Below are 15,315 nucleotides of genomic sequence, written 5' to 3'. Positions count from 1 at the left end.
CCATGTCGTAAATAAGTTGTGGTAACTCCTTTTACGACTTTCATGGCTGCGGGTGAATTTCCCCTATTCATGAATGTTTTATAAGAAAACTCCCGCCTCACTTGTTTACTTTTGCGCATGCTTGATTTTAACGTAAAAGGAAAAGTTTTCATTACCTGCAAGGATCGCTCGGTAAGCTATCTGGAAAAGGAAGTTCGGGAATTGGGATTCGTTCCCACCTCTGTCATGCGGACGGGGCTTGAGCTCCGTGCCAGTATGGAAGATTGCATGGATCTCAACCTCCACCTGCGCACTGCTTCTCATGTGCTTTACGAGCTGAAATCTTTTTACCTGCAAAATGCGGACGACATCTACCGCAAGTTCAAAGCAATTCCTTGGGAGGAATACCTCGATGTGGACGGCTATTTTTCGGTGAATTCAGTCGCGGAAAACGAATCCATCACGACCCCGCTCATCGTCAATGTGAAAGTAAAGGACGCCATCGTCGACCGCTTCCGCGAGCAAAAGGGCAGAAGGCCCGACTCCGGTTCGGACTTTGACGGACTGGTGATTCAGGTGTATTGGAAAGAAACCCAGGCTTCGGTCTATCTCAATACTTCAGGGGAAACGCTGGCTAAGCACGGTTACCGCAAAATCCCCGGCAAAGCGCCTATGATGGAGGCTTTGGCGGCTGCGACGATTTACGCGACGGAATGGAATACGCGAGTGCCTTTCATCAATCCGATGTGCGGTTCTGGCACCTTGGCGATCGAGGCGGCGCTGATGGCGACCAAACGCTACCCCGGCTTGTATCGCGATCACTATTCTTTTCAGCACATCTTGGGCTACGATCAGGAAGCCTTTTTGGCAAAGAAGAAAAAGCTCGAAAGCAAGATCGTCGAGGCGACTGAAGTGAAGATCATTGCTTCGGATATTTCCTTGCAGGCCATTTCCTTTGCCCAGGAAAATGCAGCTTACGCTGGAGTCGATCACATGATCGAGTTTCAAACCTGTGACTTTGCCGAAACCGAGATCCCCGAAAAACCCCGCGGTGTGATGATGTTCAACCCTGAATATGGCGAGCGCTTGGGCGAAAACGACGAGCTCGAAGTGACCTACAAACGTATGGGGGACTTCATGAAGCAGAAGTGCCCGGGGTATCGCGGCTATATTTTTACCGGAAACTTGGAACTAGCCAAGAAAGTCGGGCTAAAAGCCAGCAGAAGAATTGAATTCTGGAACGGAACGATCGACTGTCGCTTGCTGAAATACGAACTGTTCGAAGGGTCGGGGAGAGGATGAGCAGTTAGCAGTCCCAGTGAGCGGTAGCAGGTTTGCTATCCTATGAGGGTTTTCGCTTCTTGTAGGTTTTAATTTTGAACCTTTGAGGCTTTCCCGGCCCTTAAATTAGAGCCTTGGCAGCAAGCCAAGACAGGGGTCGGTCTTCCAATGGCAGTTTTTCTGAAGGGAAAGGTATTCGGCCACTCTGCCGTCAAAGTATTTAATCTCAATGCCGGGGTAAGTTGACCGAAGCGATCCATAGTGGCTTACAAAGTCAGGCTGGCTGCGAAAGGCGGATTTCATCAGGTGGATTACAATCTCTCTTCTGCTATCCGTACTAACCAAAAAATCCTTCATCCAGGAGTCCAACGCCCGTTGCTTTTTCGACACAATGCTGTCGTAGCAAGTAATTCCAAAGGGAGGGATCGGGCCATAATGATCCACTACGGTACGCTGAGAACAATCAATCGGGAATGGACCGAGTCTCCCTTCCCATTCGTTCATTCGATTGGTCGATGGCAAATTCACCTGCATCAAGGCGAGTGTATCATACCAAAATCGCTTGGAGCCGGGCAGATATCGATGGTTTCTCAATGGGATTCCTTTTGTTCTCGCCCAATCCTGCATAAACTCGAATAGTGGGCGATTGAAGGTAAGTACGTCGTGATGGGAAGTCAGATGATCCGGTTCACGTCCAAATATCTCCTTGAATTTTTCGTATTGCGCAAAGAATTCAGTCTTTATCTGAGTTACATAATCCGGTTTTTCGAAGTCCTTATTGAATTTTCGGAAGTCCAAAAACTTATTGTTTTCATCGACCAATCGCCTCACGGTAGTATGACTGGAAATAGGCTCTCCCGACGTGATAGTGAAGTGAAGTCCGATGTGCGTAGTATCGAATAGCGACCTGCCCGATGGAGTCTGATAGTCCCTCAGTTTTCTGCAAAAATCCTTGAGATAGGTTGATTCCACGTCTTCAGGTCGATTTACTAAAACTGCAAGGGAATTGATCCAGCCTTCGCGAAGGGCTATCTGGGCGCCAATGTCTATCTCATCTACGACCCCAATGTCATCGGCCGTGATCAATAGTTTTTTTTCGATCAAAGGCACTTCAGAAGTAGTGGAAACAGCTGGACTCCAAACAAAAGTCTGATTGGTAAGGACGTACCAGATGTTGCTGTCCAGGTACATTTCCCCGGTGATCGCGTGGGAAATTTCCACTTCCTGATTAGGCTTCAGCGTCCTGAATGTCGGCGCATTGACGGAAGGACGCTCTCTCCTCACGTTCACATGCAGGGTTGTTATTCCGGTATAGCTTGCCATTATCCTACCGCTTTAATGTTGACTCCCTCAGTTGATCCGCCACTGGCCGCCGGGGCAGACGATGTCGGGGTTTTTATCGAGTTACGCACCTGCATCAGTTTGTTGAATAGGTCAAACCAAAAGGGAGCGCCAAGGGATACAGCAAAAGCGGTGATCAACCAACCAAGAAATGTCCAGAAGTTATAATCTACGTTCTTGTTGGCTCCCAGGACGTAGTTGTATTTGTCCAATTCGAGATTCAGCGAGTCGATGTATTGCTTTTGAGCTTTGAACGTGGTCGTGCCGCCTCCATCCGGGTTTTCAGCCATATAGCCTTTAGCGCTTTCCACGAGCATTGTTCTCATATCTTCGTTCTTCACCAATTCGGTAGTCAAACTGATACTATCTACATTGAATATTGCGGCGATGAACAGACCAATGACAAAGGTCAAGAAGGTCAGCTTGCGCTTGTACCATCCCGCTATTCTATCCATTTGATCTTCATACCAATTTTCGATCAGCGCTTTGAATTTTTCTTTGTCGTTGGCGGCTTGCTGCCAAAGTGTTTTCAGCTGATACTTCGTCTCCGCACCAATCGAAAGCCCCTCAATGTCCCAAGGATTTTCTTTGTTGGTTCGTTGAAAAAGTTCCTGCTTCAAATAATCTAATTCCTCAGTCGCATGACCAATATCTGCCGCATCTGCACTTGCTGTCTGAGTCAGAAGTTTGAGTTTTTCCTCGTGGTTTCGGATTCGCTTGGCCAAGATGCTCGAATCGTATTCAGGAATGATCCCCAGCGTAGCGGAGATGTTTTCGACGTCATCGAGATAGGCGCCTTTTTTCAACAAGTCGATCAATGTACTCCCAAATCTATCCTTGGCGATGTAGGATGGTTTTGAGTTTATTCCCTTTTGTCCTAGATATTTGATAGAAGGATGGCTGTAGAAGGCTTTGGTGAGTGGATTGGTGGTTTTGACCCAAAAGAGATTGAGGACAGTATGATTGATCCAATTAGACAGCTGATCATCTGAGAGGAGACGGTCGATTCCTGTGATGAGGTTTTTGGATCTGGAGCTGACCGCCGTGGTGATCGACTCGATGACCGTCATCGCGAGCAGACTGTAAAGTAGGTAGATAAAAACAAGACTGATAAAAACGTCTAAGACAGCGAGGCCGGTCATAAGTTTTGGGTTTAAAAATGAGAGACGAACCAGATAATCAAATTACTCATTTTTGAAGGCAAAACAATTTAACAGATTGCATTTCAATGGGGTTGGCAGAGGTGAAGTTAAGTGATGACGCGCACCGAGATGGGAATGGGGTGTTCTTCATGAAGGTTCAGCCAACGAAGAAATTGTAAAACGATGGTCTGTGACGAAACAAACCACGGTCTGATCTGGGGGCACTAAAAAGTCGCCGAACGACAATCCTAAAACTTAGAATTTTTTAATTTCTACGATTCTGACGTTAGGGAATTTCGGGCTATTTTCACTGGGAAAGCCGCAAGAATAGCTGGAATCCAGGAGCTTGAATGTCACCTTGACTGTCAGACTGCCGCTTCCGATCCGGCGAACACTATTTTTGCTTCAACACCTTTCACGTCTATTTCGGTAAACTCCTCCGAACACGAAATAAAAAGGGAAACTAAGAAAAGTAAGGGGAGATAGAATTTTACACTACTCATCGCGCTTGTATGGTTTCGATTTGAATAATAGTGCTTCCTGCATCGATTGTTTCGGGCAGTATCTCTACAATTCCCTGAAAGGAAACCTCGAGATTGTCAATGTCAGGTTGGAGGATTTTAAAATCAACAGGGTTGCAAACTACAAGCGGCAGCATGACTCCTTCAATGTTATGGTTGCTTATCACGAAATGGTAATCTGATCCCTGTTGCCCGGAAATAAAGTCGGTATAGTTTAGGATTCCCGTTCCGGCATAGATCTCTCTCGTGTCACCTGCTGCACACGTTGGTGTAAACCGTTTGTCATCATCTTCCACGCATCCCAGCAATGCAAAAAACAACAGAAGTAGAATTGAATTTAATTGAGGCATATGGAATTATCTTAGTTTCATCCAGAACGATATAGTCTCTGGGAATGCTACACGAGATTGAAAAAAAAATCCCGATTTCAGATTGAAATCGGGCTTTTTGGTGTTTTCAGATCTTATGTCTAAAAACTTCTTTGTCACTTCGTTCCATACAGTTCTTTACCAATTTCTTCGTACTTGTCACCCGCAACCCAAGTCGGTTTTTGATCCCAATTGGCAATTTTTTCGGCAGATAAGATATAGGATTTCCAGTAAAGTTGGGCGTAGTCCAAGTCAAAGCTGTCCACCTCATCGGCTGCTTTGTGATAGTACTTGTTAATCTCATCATCAAATGCGGTGAAACCTAGCGTAAAACTTGGTGCAGGGATTCCTTTTCGTGCAAAGTTTACATTGTCAGATCTGTCATAAAGTCCCTGCTCCGGTGAGGGGTCAGCTTTGGCTGTGATGCCAAATTCTGCTACGGCCTCTTCTATCAGGAAATCTGCGTTGGTTCTGCCGAGTCCGATGACGGTGATAATCGAGGTGTCATTGTACCCTGCATTGTCAATATTGAGATTGTAGACGATTTGATTCAAAGGAATCAATGGGTTATTTGCAAAATATCCACTTCCCAAAAGTCCTTTTTCTTCAGCTGTCCATAGGGCAAACAGCACCGATCGTTTTGGAGGATTTTTGGCAAAATACTTCGCTGCGTTGATCACAGCGACCGTACCGACCGCATTGTCGCGGGCGCCGTTGTAGATTGAGTCGCCTTCTGCATCGGGCGTCCCCACACCCACGTGATCATAGTGGGCAGATAGCAGGATAAATTCATTTTTTAAGGATGGATCGGTACCCTCTATCCACGCGACCACGTTTTTCCCTTCCACAGGTGTGTTGACTTTTCCTGCCACGTCCACTTGCGCAGACTTCAACTTATCGCCTACGAGTTCGTTTTTCACATCTTCTACCCAAATGTAGGGGAGGTCGCTGGCTGCTCCCTGATCAATGCTCATCTGGGCACGGTTGAGAAAACCGGAGATCATTTGCCAAGGCACACTAGGGATGTTGAAGCGCTCAATTAACGCAACAGCACCTGCTTCTTTTGCTCTTGTTGCCTTGCTTCTTCCCTCAGCAAAAAGCTGGTTGGGATTGATTTTGTTTGGAGCTCCTACATTGGTGACGACAATTTTTCCTTTCACATCTTTGCCGGAAAAATCCTCTTCCAGGCCAAATCCCAGATCGATCAATTCGTAATCGCCTGAAAAAGATTTTCCATCAAGAACGAGCAGGTTTTTTCCTTGGGAAAATTCACTTTCACCAATCTTCATCGTTCCCGATTTTGGAGGGGAAGACAGACGGAAAGGGATGTTTTGATAGAAGCCTTCTGCGCCATTGAGAGGATTTGCCCCTGCTTTCTCGAGCTGATCTGCGATAAAAGTGTAGGCAAGCTTCATCTCTGGTCTTGCTGGGTCTCTGCCCATCAGTTCATCTGAAGCCAAATAAGTAAACTCAGAGATCGCGTCCTTTTCGCTGAAATGTTTCTCGATTTCCTTCTTTTGGCCAAAAGCCAGGGAACTTGCCATGACCGATAGGCCAAGGAATAAAATCAATTTTTTCATAGGGTAAATATTAGCAGCGTGAAAAATAGTCGAAAATCTTGATTTCAGCTCTCGACCATCAAAATTTTGCCGGATTGCCAATTTAGATCCTGCATTGTTTTGCTGAAATGCTGGGGAAGAGGGCAGGTGACAGATATTTTTTCTCTAGTCAGCGGAAGCACAAAGGCCATCTTCCAGGAGTGGAGTAGGAGATTGGTGAGTCCAAAATGCCTCTCGAAAAAGATGTTTTGCTTGTTGTCTCCGTGCTTTTTGTCCCCGATAATGTAGTGGCGGATGTGGGCGAGGTGTCGGCGGATTTGGTGAGTTCTGCCTGTCAGAAGATCGACTTCCAATAAACTGTATCTACTGGTAGGATATCGACCGGTGGAGTTGAAAGGAATCTCGGACTCAGCAAGTACTTTGTAGACGGTTTGCGCTTCTTGCAATTTATTTGATCGCTCGCTGGTCAGCGGATGATCGATCAGTGCTTCTTTGGTCTCAGGAATCCCTCGGACAATGCAGAGGTAGGTTTTTTCCACGACTCGATTCATGAACAACACTTTTAGCTCAGGAAGGATTTCTGGATTTTTTGCAAACAGAAGCGTTCCACTCGTCGCCCGATCCAGGCGATGGACGGGAGATACCCAAGACCCGATCTGATCACGAAGCATAGTCAGTGCATTTTCATTTTCTCCGAAAGCCTGCCGGGTTCGGTGTACCAACAGTCCCGCAGGCTTATCGATGATGATCAGGTTTTCGTCTTCAAATAGGATATCAAGCATGGTTTTTTAACCTCTAAGGGTAGGGAGGAAATGGGCTTTTCTGAGTTTACAAACAGACTGTGGGAAAGAGGTTTTTTTGAATTAAGGTGAAGCTTAAGTTGAATCGACTTCTCGTTAACGGGGATTCGTGAACAACCACGACTTCAATCTACATCGGATGAAAAATCCACTTTTCTTCCGATAGCTGATTGATCCCCACTTCTTTCTTTGACTGGCTACTATTTCTTGGCAGCGGGCAGGCCGGGGTTTTCTTCCAATTCCTTCAGCGTCCAATATTCCTTTCGGTCTTTGTACGCATCTCTCACGTAGCCTACCGACACCCGCCAAACCGTACCCTTATCATTTAAGTGTCCTCGGATATAGCTGAGTACATTGGCTATCTCGGTGTCATCGTACTGGGCTGCAGGTGCCATCGGGCCGTTATACTCTTTCCCATCTACTGGCCCCGTCAATCCATTCATTACGATCTTGATCAAGGTGGTCGGATCACCGGTCACACGAGGGGAGCCAACCAGAGGAGGGGCCAATTGATCGATTCCTTTGCCCTCAGGTCCATGGCAGGTAGAGCAGTAATCTTTGAATATCACATAGCCCGCCACAATCTGTGACCCACCATTAACCATCTTGTACTTATCCTTCAGCATCTGAATTTCAGAGAAGGAAGGATTAAGATTTTCAGCGGTTGTCGCTGCCAACAACTCGTTGTTCGAATGCTTTTTCTGAATCTGAGTCACCATTTCCTTGGTAGCATCCAGATGGAGTCTTGCAGAGAGAACCACCTGCTGCAGCACCTCTGCATCGGTATCCGATTCCATATCGATCAAAGCGGCTAGGATAGCAGGATCATTCTCTTTGAGGTATCGCTCACTGATTCTCACTGCGGCAACGCGGACGCGTGGATCAGCATCTTTCATGGCTAGCAGTACCAATTCCTTGCTTTCCGCATGCAAGCCTTCCAGCGTCCAGAGCGCATGCAAGCGCTCCAAACCAAAATCGATATCCTCATGAAAGAGCGTCCTGAAAAACCCTTCATTTCCCTTTACTATTCCCTCCAGTTCGTCGACCACCGACAAGTCCTTTTTCAGGATGATCAGTTTCTGGGCGTTCATCCTCCACCAGCCATTAGGATGCGAAAGGTATTGAATCAGTTCGCCGGCAGATTTGTCAAGGAGTTGTGGCTTTGGTCCGGGAGTCATTTCCTCATGATAGACTCGGTAGATTCTTCCTCTTTGGAAAAAACGGTCATAGCCGTACTCATCCACCACTTCTCTTAGGTAGCTGCCTTTGCCGGTCCAATTGCCTTCCTGAATAATCCCGCGATACATGTCTGCGATATACAAACTGCCATCGGGGCCGGTGCTGGTGAATACCGGACGGAACAGCGGATCTGTCGAGGCAATAAACTCGGCCTTCTCGTAGGGATTTTCCAAGACAATCTTGCCATCAACATGCTTCACTTTGGCTCTGCGTATCAGCCTTCCAACAGGCTCTGGGATAAAAAGATCGCCATAAGCGCCGGGCATCTTATCTCCCAGATATACTTCCTGCCCCGAAACCGCCGTGAATCGATTGAGTGTGTTGTCCGCCTCGCGAACCCTGTTCAAGCCGCCCTGCACATCCAGGTTGCCTATAATTGGCCAAGGTTCAAGAAAGCTCTCGTCCCAGTGGTCTTTCAAAGTCAATTGTCCATAGGCGGGATTTTGCTGAAAGCCCAGCGCCGGAATTTCTCCTCCAGCCCGGGAAAAATACAGTCTGCCAACCTCATCCTGTGTCAAGCCATATTGCCCCGGCATCGGTTCAGGAAGTGTGTCACGGATCAATCGGTCATCCTCAAATCGATAGCGGAAAGGGTCATTGGAAACGTACAGCCAATTGTCCATCCCCCAGATCATGTTTGCGTCCTGATGCTCCAAGTTTCGATTGTCACGAACTGGATCTTCCAAAATCAAGATTTTCTCATCGGCGACTCCATCGTTGTCGGTGTCGCGGTAGCTGTAGATATTTCTATCATAGGTCACACCCACGATCACTCGGTCATCCAAGGGGAGGATGATTCTAGGCAGCACCAAACTATCTATGAACACCGAACTCTTGTCCATCACGCCGTCGCCGTCCGTGTCATCCAGCAGCATCACTCTACTCCAGGGCTCATCCTCATCCGTGGCATCAGCGTCTTGCATGTAGGTGTTCATTTGCGCTACGTACATCCTGCCATTGCCATCCCAAGCTAGAGCGATGGGTTCGGATACCATCGGTTCGTTGGCGACCAGCTCAATCTTAAAGCCATCGGGAAGGTGAATCTTACTCATGGATTCCTCCGCAGAAAGTGCGACTAACTCCGGTGTCGGGTCGATTTCGGGCTTTTGGTAGATCTCATCTTTATAGGTCTTTGCTTGATTTTGGCAGGAGTAGAAAAGGGTCGCAACAAAGCAAATGAGCAAAAGGTGTTTCATCAGGTTATAGGGTTGATTGATTACAGGTAGGGGGAGAAGATCAAAAGTTTGTCTCAGCCTTGTGTTCCAAAGGCAAATCAGTTTACAAGAAATCGAAGATAGAATAAATGGGTATCCTTGCCTATCCTAAAAGTTTTTTGCCGCTGGATCTTTGGCTCAATCCGGTTCAGAGATTTGACTGTCTCCGAACCGGGTTGTCTAAGCTTTTGCTCCGATTGAAGCCAATTGAAAGCATTCAACAATTCCAGAATGGCCCATCTGCACAAAGCTCAATGTAATCTGGTGTTTTTGACAAAGGGTTAGAAAATCGTCCCGCTGCCAATGCACTCGTCCTCTTTGTACCAAGCCACAAACTGGCCCGAAGCGACGCCTTTTTGGGCGTTTTCAAAGATGACGTAGAGACCGTTTTCTTTCATGATGAGCGTTGCTTTGGACAAGGGCTGACGGTAGCGGATTCGGGCGATATACTCGGCGGACTCGCCCGGTTGCAGTGCCAAATCTTCCCGGATCCAGTGGATTTGGTCTTTTTTCACAAACAGACCGAAGCGATTAAGGCCAGGATGATCTTCGCCGAGTCCGGTATAGATGACATTTTCCCGGGTGTCGGTAGCGATCACAAAGAGCGGTTTGCCGGTTCCTCCGACTTGGAGCCCTTTGCGCTGACCCACCGTAAAGTAATGTGCGCCATTGTGCTCGCCAATGGTCTTGCCTTGCGAAGGCTCGAAATGGACAGGCAGGCAGATCGCATCCAAGGTCTTCTGATCCCAATCGTTAGGCGCAGCCAGGACGGGTACTTTCAACCGTTCAAATACAGGAAGATCTTCGGAAATCTGGATGATGTTGCCCTTTTTGGGCTTTAGCTGCTGCTGAAGGAATTCCGGCAGGCGGACTTTTCCGATAAAGCAAAGGCCTTGGGAGTCCTTCTTTTCGGCTGTGATAAGATCAGCTTCTTTGGCGATCTTGCGTACCTCAGGCTTTTGCAAATGCCCGATGGGGAAGAGCGCTTTTGAAAGTTGCTCCTGAGAAAGTTGGCAAAGGAAATAGCTTTGATCCTTGTTGGGATCAGCTCCGGCGATCAATTGATAGACCTCCTCGCCATTGACCACAGTCTCAGATTTTTGGCAATAATGCCCCGTGGCAACAAAGTCCGCCTTGAGCTTTTGCGCAGCTTTCAGAAAGATATCGAATTTGATCTCACGGTTGCATAGGATGTCTGGATTGGGCGTGCGCCCGGCTTTGTACTCGGCAAACATGTAGTCCACGATCCGGTCCTTGTATTCCTCACTGAGGTCGATGGCTTGGAAGGGAATTCCCAGCTTCTCCGCGACAAGCATTGCATCCGTGGAGTCTTCCATCCAAGGGCACTCGTTGGAGATGGTGACGGATTCATCGTGCCAGTTTTTCATAAACATGCCGATGACTTCATAGCCTTGCTCGATGAGCAAGTGTGCAGCGACGCTGCTGTCAACGCCTCCGGAGAGGCCGACGACGACTCTTGGTCTTGTTTTCATAAGTAATGATTAATGGATTCAAGGTCCATTAGGTTACTGGAAGCCAACGCCTCATTGGTGGGAATAAGTTCGCGAAGGTATAAAATTGGAAGATTGAATAAATATAACATGAGAAATCTACCCTGGTTACATTAAATCCCATTGTTAAAAATGAATAGACCAGGATAAAAAGCTAAGAGGTAAAACCAACCTGGAAACCGGATTTCCAAATTGATTTTACCTCTGTTTCGCATTTAGGTTTAGGTGTTAGTTTTAATCCGTGATTTCAATGACGACATTTGCCATTCCTCCGTAGCTCAGCGAATTTGCGATGATAGTAGGGATGTTGGAACCACAATCCGCCGACATAGGCCCCGCGCCCCAAGATCTGCTGATCGTGTAATAGTAGTTTCCTCCCACGATCTCATTTGGTCCAGCTCCCGGAAAGCCATAGACTGATGGCGGTGATTGGGTAGCTGTCCAACTTCCACCTCTTCCTTCCCAAGAATAAGGTTTTTTGAAACCAAAAAACGTGACTGTATACCGGATTGCCTTGGGGTGTACCGGAACCTCCACCATCCAGTTTACACCTAAATTGCAGCTGGTAGCGGTACTGATGTCCCAAGACTTGGCCGTCAGTGGGATGTTCATGATAATTTTTTTGGGGTCGTTGACGATTTTCAAATCACCCTTAACTTCTTCCCGAAGCATCCATTCTGTATCGGTTTTGGCTTTAAAATAAACACGGGCTGTAAATGTCTCTGTGCCTTGCCTGACGTCTTTATCCAGTACTTCATAATTTAGCCTGTTGCCCATAGTCGTAGCATTTTTTAGGGTACCATTGAATTTGCCGTAGGTTCCGGAGGTTTCCCACTCCACTTTGTAGTCCAACGCGGCATTGGAAATAATGTCGTTGACCCCATCTGTCCGCTCGAGATATAACGCCACATTTTGTCCTCCAGCGAGGGTGATACCTTTCGGTTTCATGATCAGTTTGATTTTCTGCACATTGATCACACCCTTCGCATCGCCAATTCGGGTCAATGCTGTGCCTTTTTTGGTGAAGACTTCGACCTTTACGGTATCTATATTTGGGCCATCAGAAAGATCTCCCGATGGCGCCTCTGCGCGATAGATCATCGAACCCGTGCTGGCTTCGAAATAGACATCTTTTTTATTTTGGTAGGAAAGTTTACCGTATTTGCCACTTGTGGACCATTTGTAGACAAAAGATTCCCCTTCTGCAAGGGTTGTTTTTGTTTCGACCTTGAATGTGGTATTCGTTTGAGTGACTACCGTTGATTCCTTTGGTGTCATGACTAGATCGTCAGCTTTGACCGTTGCGGTAAATTCAGCAATGTATTCTGACAGTTGGATGTGATCCAATAGATATTTGTAGTCTACTGCTTTGAGTATGTAGTCAGCAATTTTAAAAGCCTTGAGAACAGACTTGGTCATTTTGGCCACATCCTCGGCTGATTCTTGAACTGATCCTGGTTTTGTTGCTTTCAGAAGTTCAAATCCCCGATTGGTTACCGCTGTAAACATTTCGTCAAAATATTTGCCAGGTGCTTCCTGAATAGCAATCCACATAGTTTCATTCAGGGCCTTTATGTAATCTCCATCCATGATAGACTGCTCGATAGCAGGAGTGGACTTAATAAATAAGTCTATGGCTGAGATGATTTCTTTGAAATCGTCAGTTTGTGAACCAAATACAGCGTCATCCATACCGATCACATCGAAGATGAAAGGCACCAAAAAATCCATTGCAAAAGTTTCGATGATCAGTCGGTTGAGTTTTTCCTCTTCAGCCTTAGTGAGACTTAGTCCACCAAGATTTCCTCCCCCAGGCCCTACCACTCTCACTTTGTAGGTAGCCTCAGATTCCGAGTCTTTCAATGGGAGGTTTATTGGTCCGTTTTCGCTTTGGCCTATCTCTGCGTCCTTCCCCAATATTTTCCCAACTGCGACGTCTTTTAATGCTCCCGATACTGAGGTGATTGCCAGTCTTGGATTTACTGCCAAATCATTTTCGGAAACATCCGATCCTCCAATATTATATTTCAAGGTCGTTTTTAGACCCTCCTTGTTTTTGAAAGAAGTTTTATAGGAGAAGGCATGCGCCCTCCTTCTTCTCTCATTTCGGATTTGAACGTTTTGATGATCTAATTCATATACCTGAAGGCCACTTTTGAAACCCTTGATATCAACATCGATTTGCTTGCCTCTGATGTCAATTACCTCTGCGGAATTAAAAGTGGAAAGGTATTCAGTCAGAGGACTTATGAATTCTCCGTTTTTTAGAATTGCTGGGTTTTTCGAAAACAGTTCTGAAATGGCCAGAGTAAATTCAGACATACCTTCCATGGTTGAATATTCTGCCAGATATTTCTTTTTAATTTCTCTGGGCTGGATAGAAATTCCCAATCCAAAATAAACCAAGACTGAAGAGGTTGTCGCTACCGATATTTCTTTGTTCGTATCAGTAATAAACCCCATCATGATCGTTTCGCCTTTCTCATCCACCAGAAATGAGAGCTTTGTATTTCCCGATTCAAACCTTGCTTTTGTTTTGCCAGATTTATCGACTGGATATTCTGCAAATCCCGCAATGAGTTTGGTTTTTGAAAGATCTATCGCTGTACCAGGGGGGACAATCACTGCTACATCAGCCGTTGTGAAATTTGCAGGTTCTGGAGGAGTTGGACTAATCGGCTTTTCCTCTTCGCTACACGAAAAAGCGAAAGCAAGAAAAACCGTTAGGAGCAGACTAAAAGTCGATTTTTTCATTATCGGAGATGTTTGGTTTCCAACACATCGCCAAAATGAAAATAGGTCATCAAAAATTTTAGAAGAAAAATCCAACTTTTAAAAGTTTGTTTTAGTTATCTTATTTACAATGCAATTTTACCATCTTTCAGTTTTCAAATATTCATGAACTCCCTCGAAACCCGAATCCAAAACGGTGATTTTTTGCCTGAACTGGTCTTCCAGACTTCCCGAAGTAGCGGTCCCGGCGGACAAAATGTGAACAAGGTGGAATCCAAAGTTCAACTCCGGTTTGATGTCAACAATTCCCTGGTTTTGAGTGAGGAAGAGAAATTGACTTTGCTTCAAAAAGCATCAAACAAGATCGATCAAGAGGGGATGCTTCAACTTTCTTCCCAAGAAAAACGCTCCCAAATCCAAAATAAGGAGCTGGTCATTGGCAAGTTTTACGACTTGTTGAAGACGTCTTTTCACAAGAAGAAAATCCGGAAAGCCACCAAGCCTGGTAAAGGGGCAATAGAGAAGCGGATCAAAGCCAAAAAGGCAAATGCGGAAAAAAAGGCGAACCGAAACTGGAAGCACTAGTAGCAGTTGGGGAGGTTTTCGCCCTCATCAGTTCGGAAGTATCTATTCCCGTTCAGATAGAGTTTCTGCTCGAGATATTCCAACCGATAGTGCCTAGAGAGTTATAGGATTCCAGATAGGTGAGGCGCATACCTGAGAGGAATTTTTTCCATTTTGCGATCTCCGAAGACCTGTTGATCTTTTTTGAATTGAAATGAGGAGGCCAATAGGATGCCTGCGTTTTTCAACTCTTCAGAATAGAGCTCAGGCTGGCTTGCAGCAAGGATGGTCACACCAATGCCGCCAAGAGGATTTGCCATGGCGATGATGTAGCAGGCTAAGCCTTCTTTTTTTTCTTGATGGTCATGAAAAACAGGGTAAATCCGGAAACTATCGTAGCTAGTCCAAAGAGTGAAAATGCCCGCAACAGCAGGTTGTTGAAGTTGTCCCGACCGGCATAGTCCATGGTGTGAAACATCCAGAGGAAGTCAAATACGCGCCAGCTGCTGTGGCGAACCCGTTCGAAATTGCCGTTTTTGGCATCGATGTAGGCGGTGAGACTTTCGGGATGGTCGAAGTGAATCGCCCAAGCAGGCAGAGGTCGACCTCGGTATTCGTGATGGGAACCAGTTTCTGTCAGATATTCCGCGCCTTTGATCCCATAGTCTCCTTTGATGTAGATCTTGGCAATTTCCTTGGCCTGCTCTTCGGTGATTTCTCCCTGCAGTTCGCCGGTCTGGGCATGATAGAGCTTTTCTCCATTCACCCAATAGTAGGGCTGATGCCGGACAAAGCGCAGCTCCATCGTGGCAATCTCCAAGGTCGAATCCAGCGATCCCGGATCTACCAGATTGTTGGCGGTCATGTGCATCATGTGGTCCGCATGGAAGTGATCGCCATGGATCTCGTCTATATCGGTCCAGGAAAAATACAAGCCGGAAAGTGTCCAGAAGAAGAACTGGATGCCGATAAATACTCCCAGAAACCGGTGGATTCTACGGGTGTAGTATTGGTTGTTTTTGCGCATGGCTGGTTTCGGAATACCTTCCAAGGCTTAGGGATC

13 protein-coding genes are annotated in these 15,315 nt (G+C 46.4%); 3 read left to right on the top strand and 10 right to left on the bottom strand.

Features of this window, described 5'->3' with window-relative positions; genetic code table 11:
• The first annotated feature begins 117 nt into the window (after positions 1 to 117).
• Entirely contained in the window at positions 118 to 1,281 is a 1,164-nt protein-coding gene (locus ABD031_RS05520) for a THUMP domain-containing class I SAM-dependent RNA methyltransferase (RefSeq protein ID WP_343849272.1), read from the top strand.
• A 105-nt stretch (positions 1,282 to 1,386) separates the two neighbouring features.
• Here ABD031_RS05520 and ABD031_RS05515 read toward each other — a convergent pair whose 3' ends face one another.
• From ABD031_RS05515 to ABD031_RS05480, 8 genes are all read right to left on the bottom strand, one after another.
• The gene (locus ABD031_RS05515; RefSeq protein ID WP_343849270.1) at positions 1,387 to 2,583 is read right to left on the bottom strand and encodes a ChbG/HpnK family deacetylase; all 1,197 of its coding nucleotides are present in this window, start codon (positions 2,581 to 2,583) and stop codon (positions 1,387 to 1,389) included.
• Entirely contained in the window at positions 2,583 to 3,743 is a 1,161-nt protein-coding gene (locus ABD031_RS05510) for a hypothetical protein (RefSeq protein WP_343849268.1), read from the bottom strand. The genes ABD031_RS05515 and ABD031_RS05510 overlap by 1 nt, the downstream gene beginning before the upstream one ends.
• A 499-nt stretch (positions 3,744 to 4,242) precedes the next feature.
• Positions 4,243 to 4,614, bottom strand: a complete 372-nt coding sequence (locus ABD031_RS05505) for a hypothetical protein (RefSeq protein ID WP_343849266.1) — start codon at positions 4,612 to 4,614, stop codon at positions 4,243 to 4,245.
• Positions 4,615 to 4,748: 134 nt separating this feature from the next.
• Positions 4,749 to 6,212 carry a M28 family peptidase gene (locus ABD031_RS05500; RefSeq protein WP_343849264.1) on the bottom strand — a complete coding sequence of 488 codons (1,464 nt, stop codon included), beginning with the start codon at positions 6,210 to 6,212 and terminating at the stop codon, positions 4,749 to 4,751.
• Positions 6,213 to 6,256: 44 nt separating this feature from the next.
• On the bottom strand, positions 6,257 to 6,973 hold the full coding sequence (locus ABD031_RS05495) for a pseudouridine synthase (RefSeq protein WP_343849262.1): 717 nt from the start codon (positions 6,971 to 6,973) through the stop codon (positions 6,257 to 6,259).
• 218 nt (positions 6,974 to 7,191) lie between these two features.
• The gene (locus ABD031_RS05490; RefSeq protein ID WP_343849261.1) at positions 7,192 to 9,426 is read right to left on the bottom strand and encodes a DUF7133 domain-containing protein; all 2,235 of its coding nucleotides are present in this window, start codon (positions 9,424 to 9,426) and stop codon (positions 7,192 to 7,194) included.
• A gap of 299 nt (positions 9,427 to 9,725) precedes the next feature.
• Positions 9,726 to 10,937, bottom strand: a complete 1,212-nt coding sequence (gene mnmA / locus ABD031_RS05485) for a tRNA 2-thiouridine(34) synthase MnmA (protein WP_343849259.1) — start codon at positions 10,935 to 10,937, stop codon at positions 9,726 to 9,728.
• A gap of 252 nt (positions 10,938 to 11,189) precedes the next feature.
• Entirely contained in the window at positions 11,190 to 13,277 is a 2,088-nt protein-coding gene (locus ABD031_RS05480) for a hypothetical protein (RefSeq protein WP_343849257.1), read from the bottom strand.
• A 142-nt stretch (positions 13,278 to 13,419) separates the two neighbouring features.
• Here ABD031_RS05480 and ABD031_RS05475 point away from each other — a divergent pair, with 142 nt between their 5' ends.
• Both ABD031_RS05475 and arfB read left to right on the top strand, forming a co-directional pair.
• A complete protein-coding gene (locus ABD031_RS05475) occupies positions 13,420 to 13,791 on the top strand; it encodes a hypothetical protein (RefSeq protein WP_343849255.1) in 372 nt (123 codons plus the stop codon).
• A gap of 62 nt (positions 13,792 to 13,853) precedes the next feature.
• Complete coding sequence (gene arfB / locus ABD031_RS05470; RefSeq protein ID WP_343849253.1) at positions 13,854 to 14,273, top strand: alternative ribosome rescue aminoacyl-tRNA hydrolase ArfB; 420 nt, start codon at positions 13,854 to 13,856, stop codon at positions 14,271 to 14,273.
• Between the two features lie 101 nt (positions 14,274 to 14,374).
• Here the strand turns inward: arfB and ABD031_RS05465 are convergent, their stop codons facing one another.
• Positions 14,375 to 14,572 (bottom strand): hypothetical protein, encoded by a 198-nt coding sequence (locus ABD031_RS05465; protein WP_343849251.1) that lies wholly within the window; start codon positions 14,570 to 14,572, stop codon positions 14,375 to 14,377.
• 17 nt (positions 14,573 to 14,589) lie between these two features.
• Positions 14,590 to 15,279 carry a PepSY domain-containing protein gene (locus ABD031_RS05460; RefSeq protein WP_343849249.1) on the bottom strand — a complete coding sequence of 230 codons (690 nt, stop codon included), beginning with the start codon at positions 15,277 to 15,279 and terminating at the stop codon, positions 14,590 to 14,592.
• Positions 15,280 to 15,315: the final 36 nt, after the last annotated feature.

The sequence above is a fragment of the Algoriphagus jejuensis genome, assembly GCF_039523455.1.
Classification (GTDB): Bacteria; Bacteroidota; Bacteroidia; order Cytophagales; family Cyclobacteriaceae; genus Algoriphagus; species Algoriphagus jejuensis.
The sequence above is the reverse complement of the archived record's forward strand: the minus strand, read 5'-3'. Positions and strand labels throughout refer to the sequence as shown.

Coding starts and splice junctions, on each gene's coding strand:
- ABD031_RS05520 (WP_343849272.1), top strand. CDS start 118: ATGCTTGATTTTAACGTAAAAGGAAAAGTTTTCATTACCTGCAAGGAT.
- ABD031_RS05515 (WP_343849270.1), bottom strand. CDS start 2,583: ATGGCAAGCTATACCGGAATAACAACCCTGCATGTGAACGTGAGGAGA.
- ABD031_RS05510 (WP_343849268.1), bottom strand. CDS start 3,743: ATGACCGGCCTCGCTGTCTTAGACGTTTTTATCAGTCTTGTTTTTATC.
- ABD031_RS05505 (WP_343849266.1), bottom strand. CDS start 4,614: ATGCCTCAATTAAATTCAATTCTACTTCTGTTGTTTTTTGCATTGCTG.
- ABD031_RS05500 (WP_343849264.1), bottom strand. CDS start 6,212: ATGAAAAAATTGATTTTATTCCTTGGCCTATCGGTCATGGCAAGTTCC.
- ABD031_RS05495 (WP_343849262.1), bottom strand. CDS start 6,973: ATGCTTGATATCCTATTTGAAGACGAAAACCTGATCATCATCGATAAG.
- ABD031_RS05490 (WP_343849261.1), bottom strand. CDS start 9,426: ATGAAACACCTTTTGCTCATTTGCTTTGTTGCGACCCTTTTCTACTCC.
- mnmA (WP_343849259.1), bottom strand. CDS start 10,937: ATGAAAACAAGACCAAGAGTCGTCGTCGGCCTCTCCGGAGGCGTTGAC.
- ABD031_RS05480 (WP_343849257.1), bottom strand. CDS start 13,277: ATGTCTGAATTTACTCTGGCCATTTCAGAACTGTTTTCGAAAAACCCA.
- ABD031_RS05475 (WP_343849255.1), top strand. CDS start 13,420: ATGATCGTTTCGCCTTTCTCATCCACCAGAAATGAGAGCTTTGTATTT.
- arfB (WP_343849253.1), top strand. CDS start 13,854: ATGAACTCCCTCGAAACCCGAATCCAAAACGGTGATTTTTTGCCTGAA.
- ABD031_RS05465 (WP_343849251.1), bottom strand. CDS start 14,572: ATGGCAAATCCTCTTGGCGGCATTGGTGTGACCATCCTTGCTGCAAGC.
- ABD031_RS05460 (WP_343849249.1), bottom strand. CDS start 15,279: ATGCGCAAAAACAACCAATACTACACCCGTAGAATCCACCGGTTTCTG.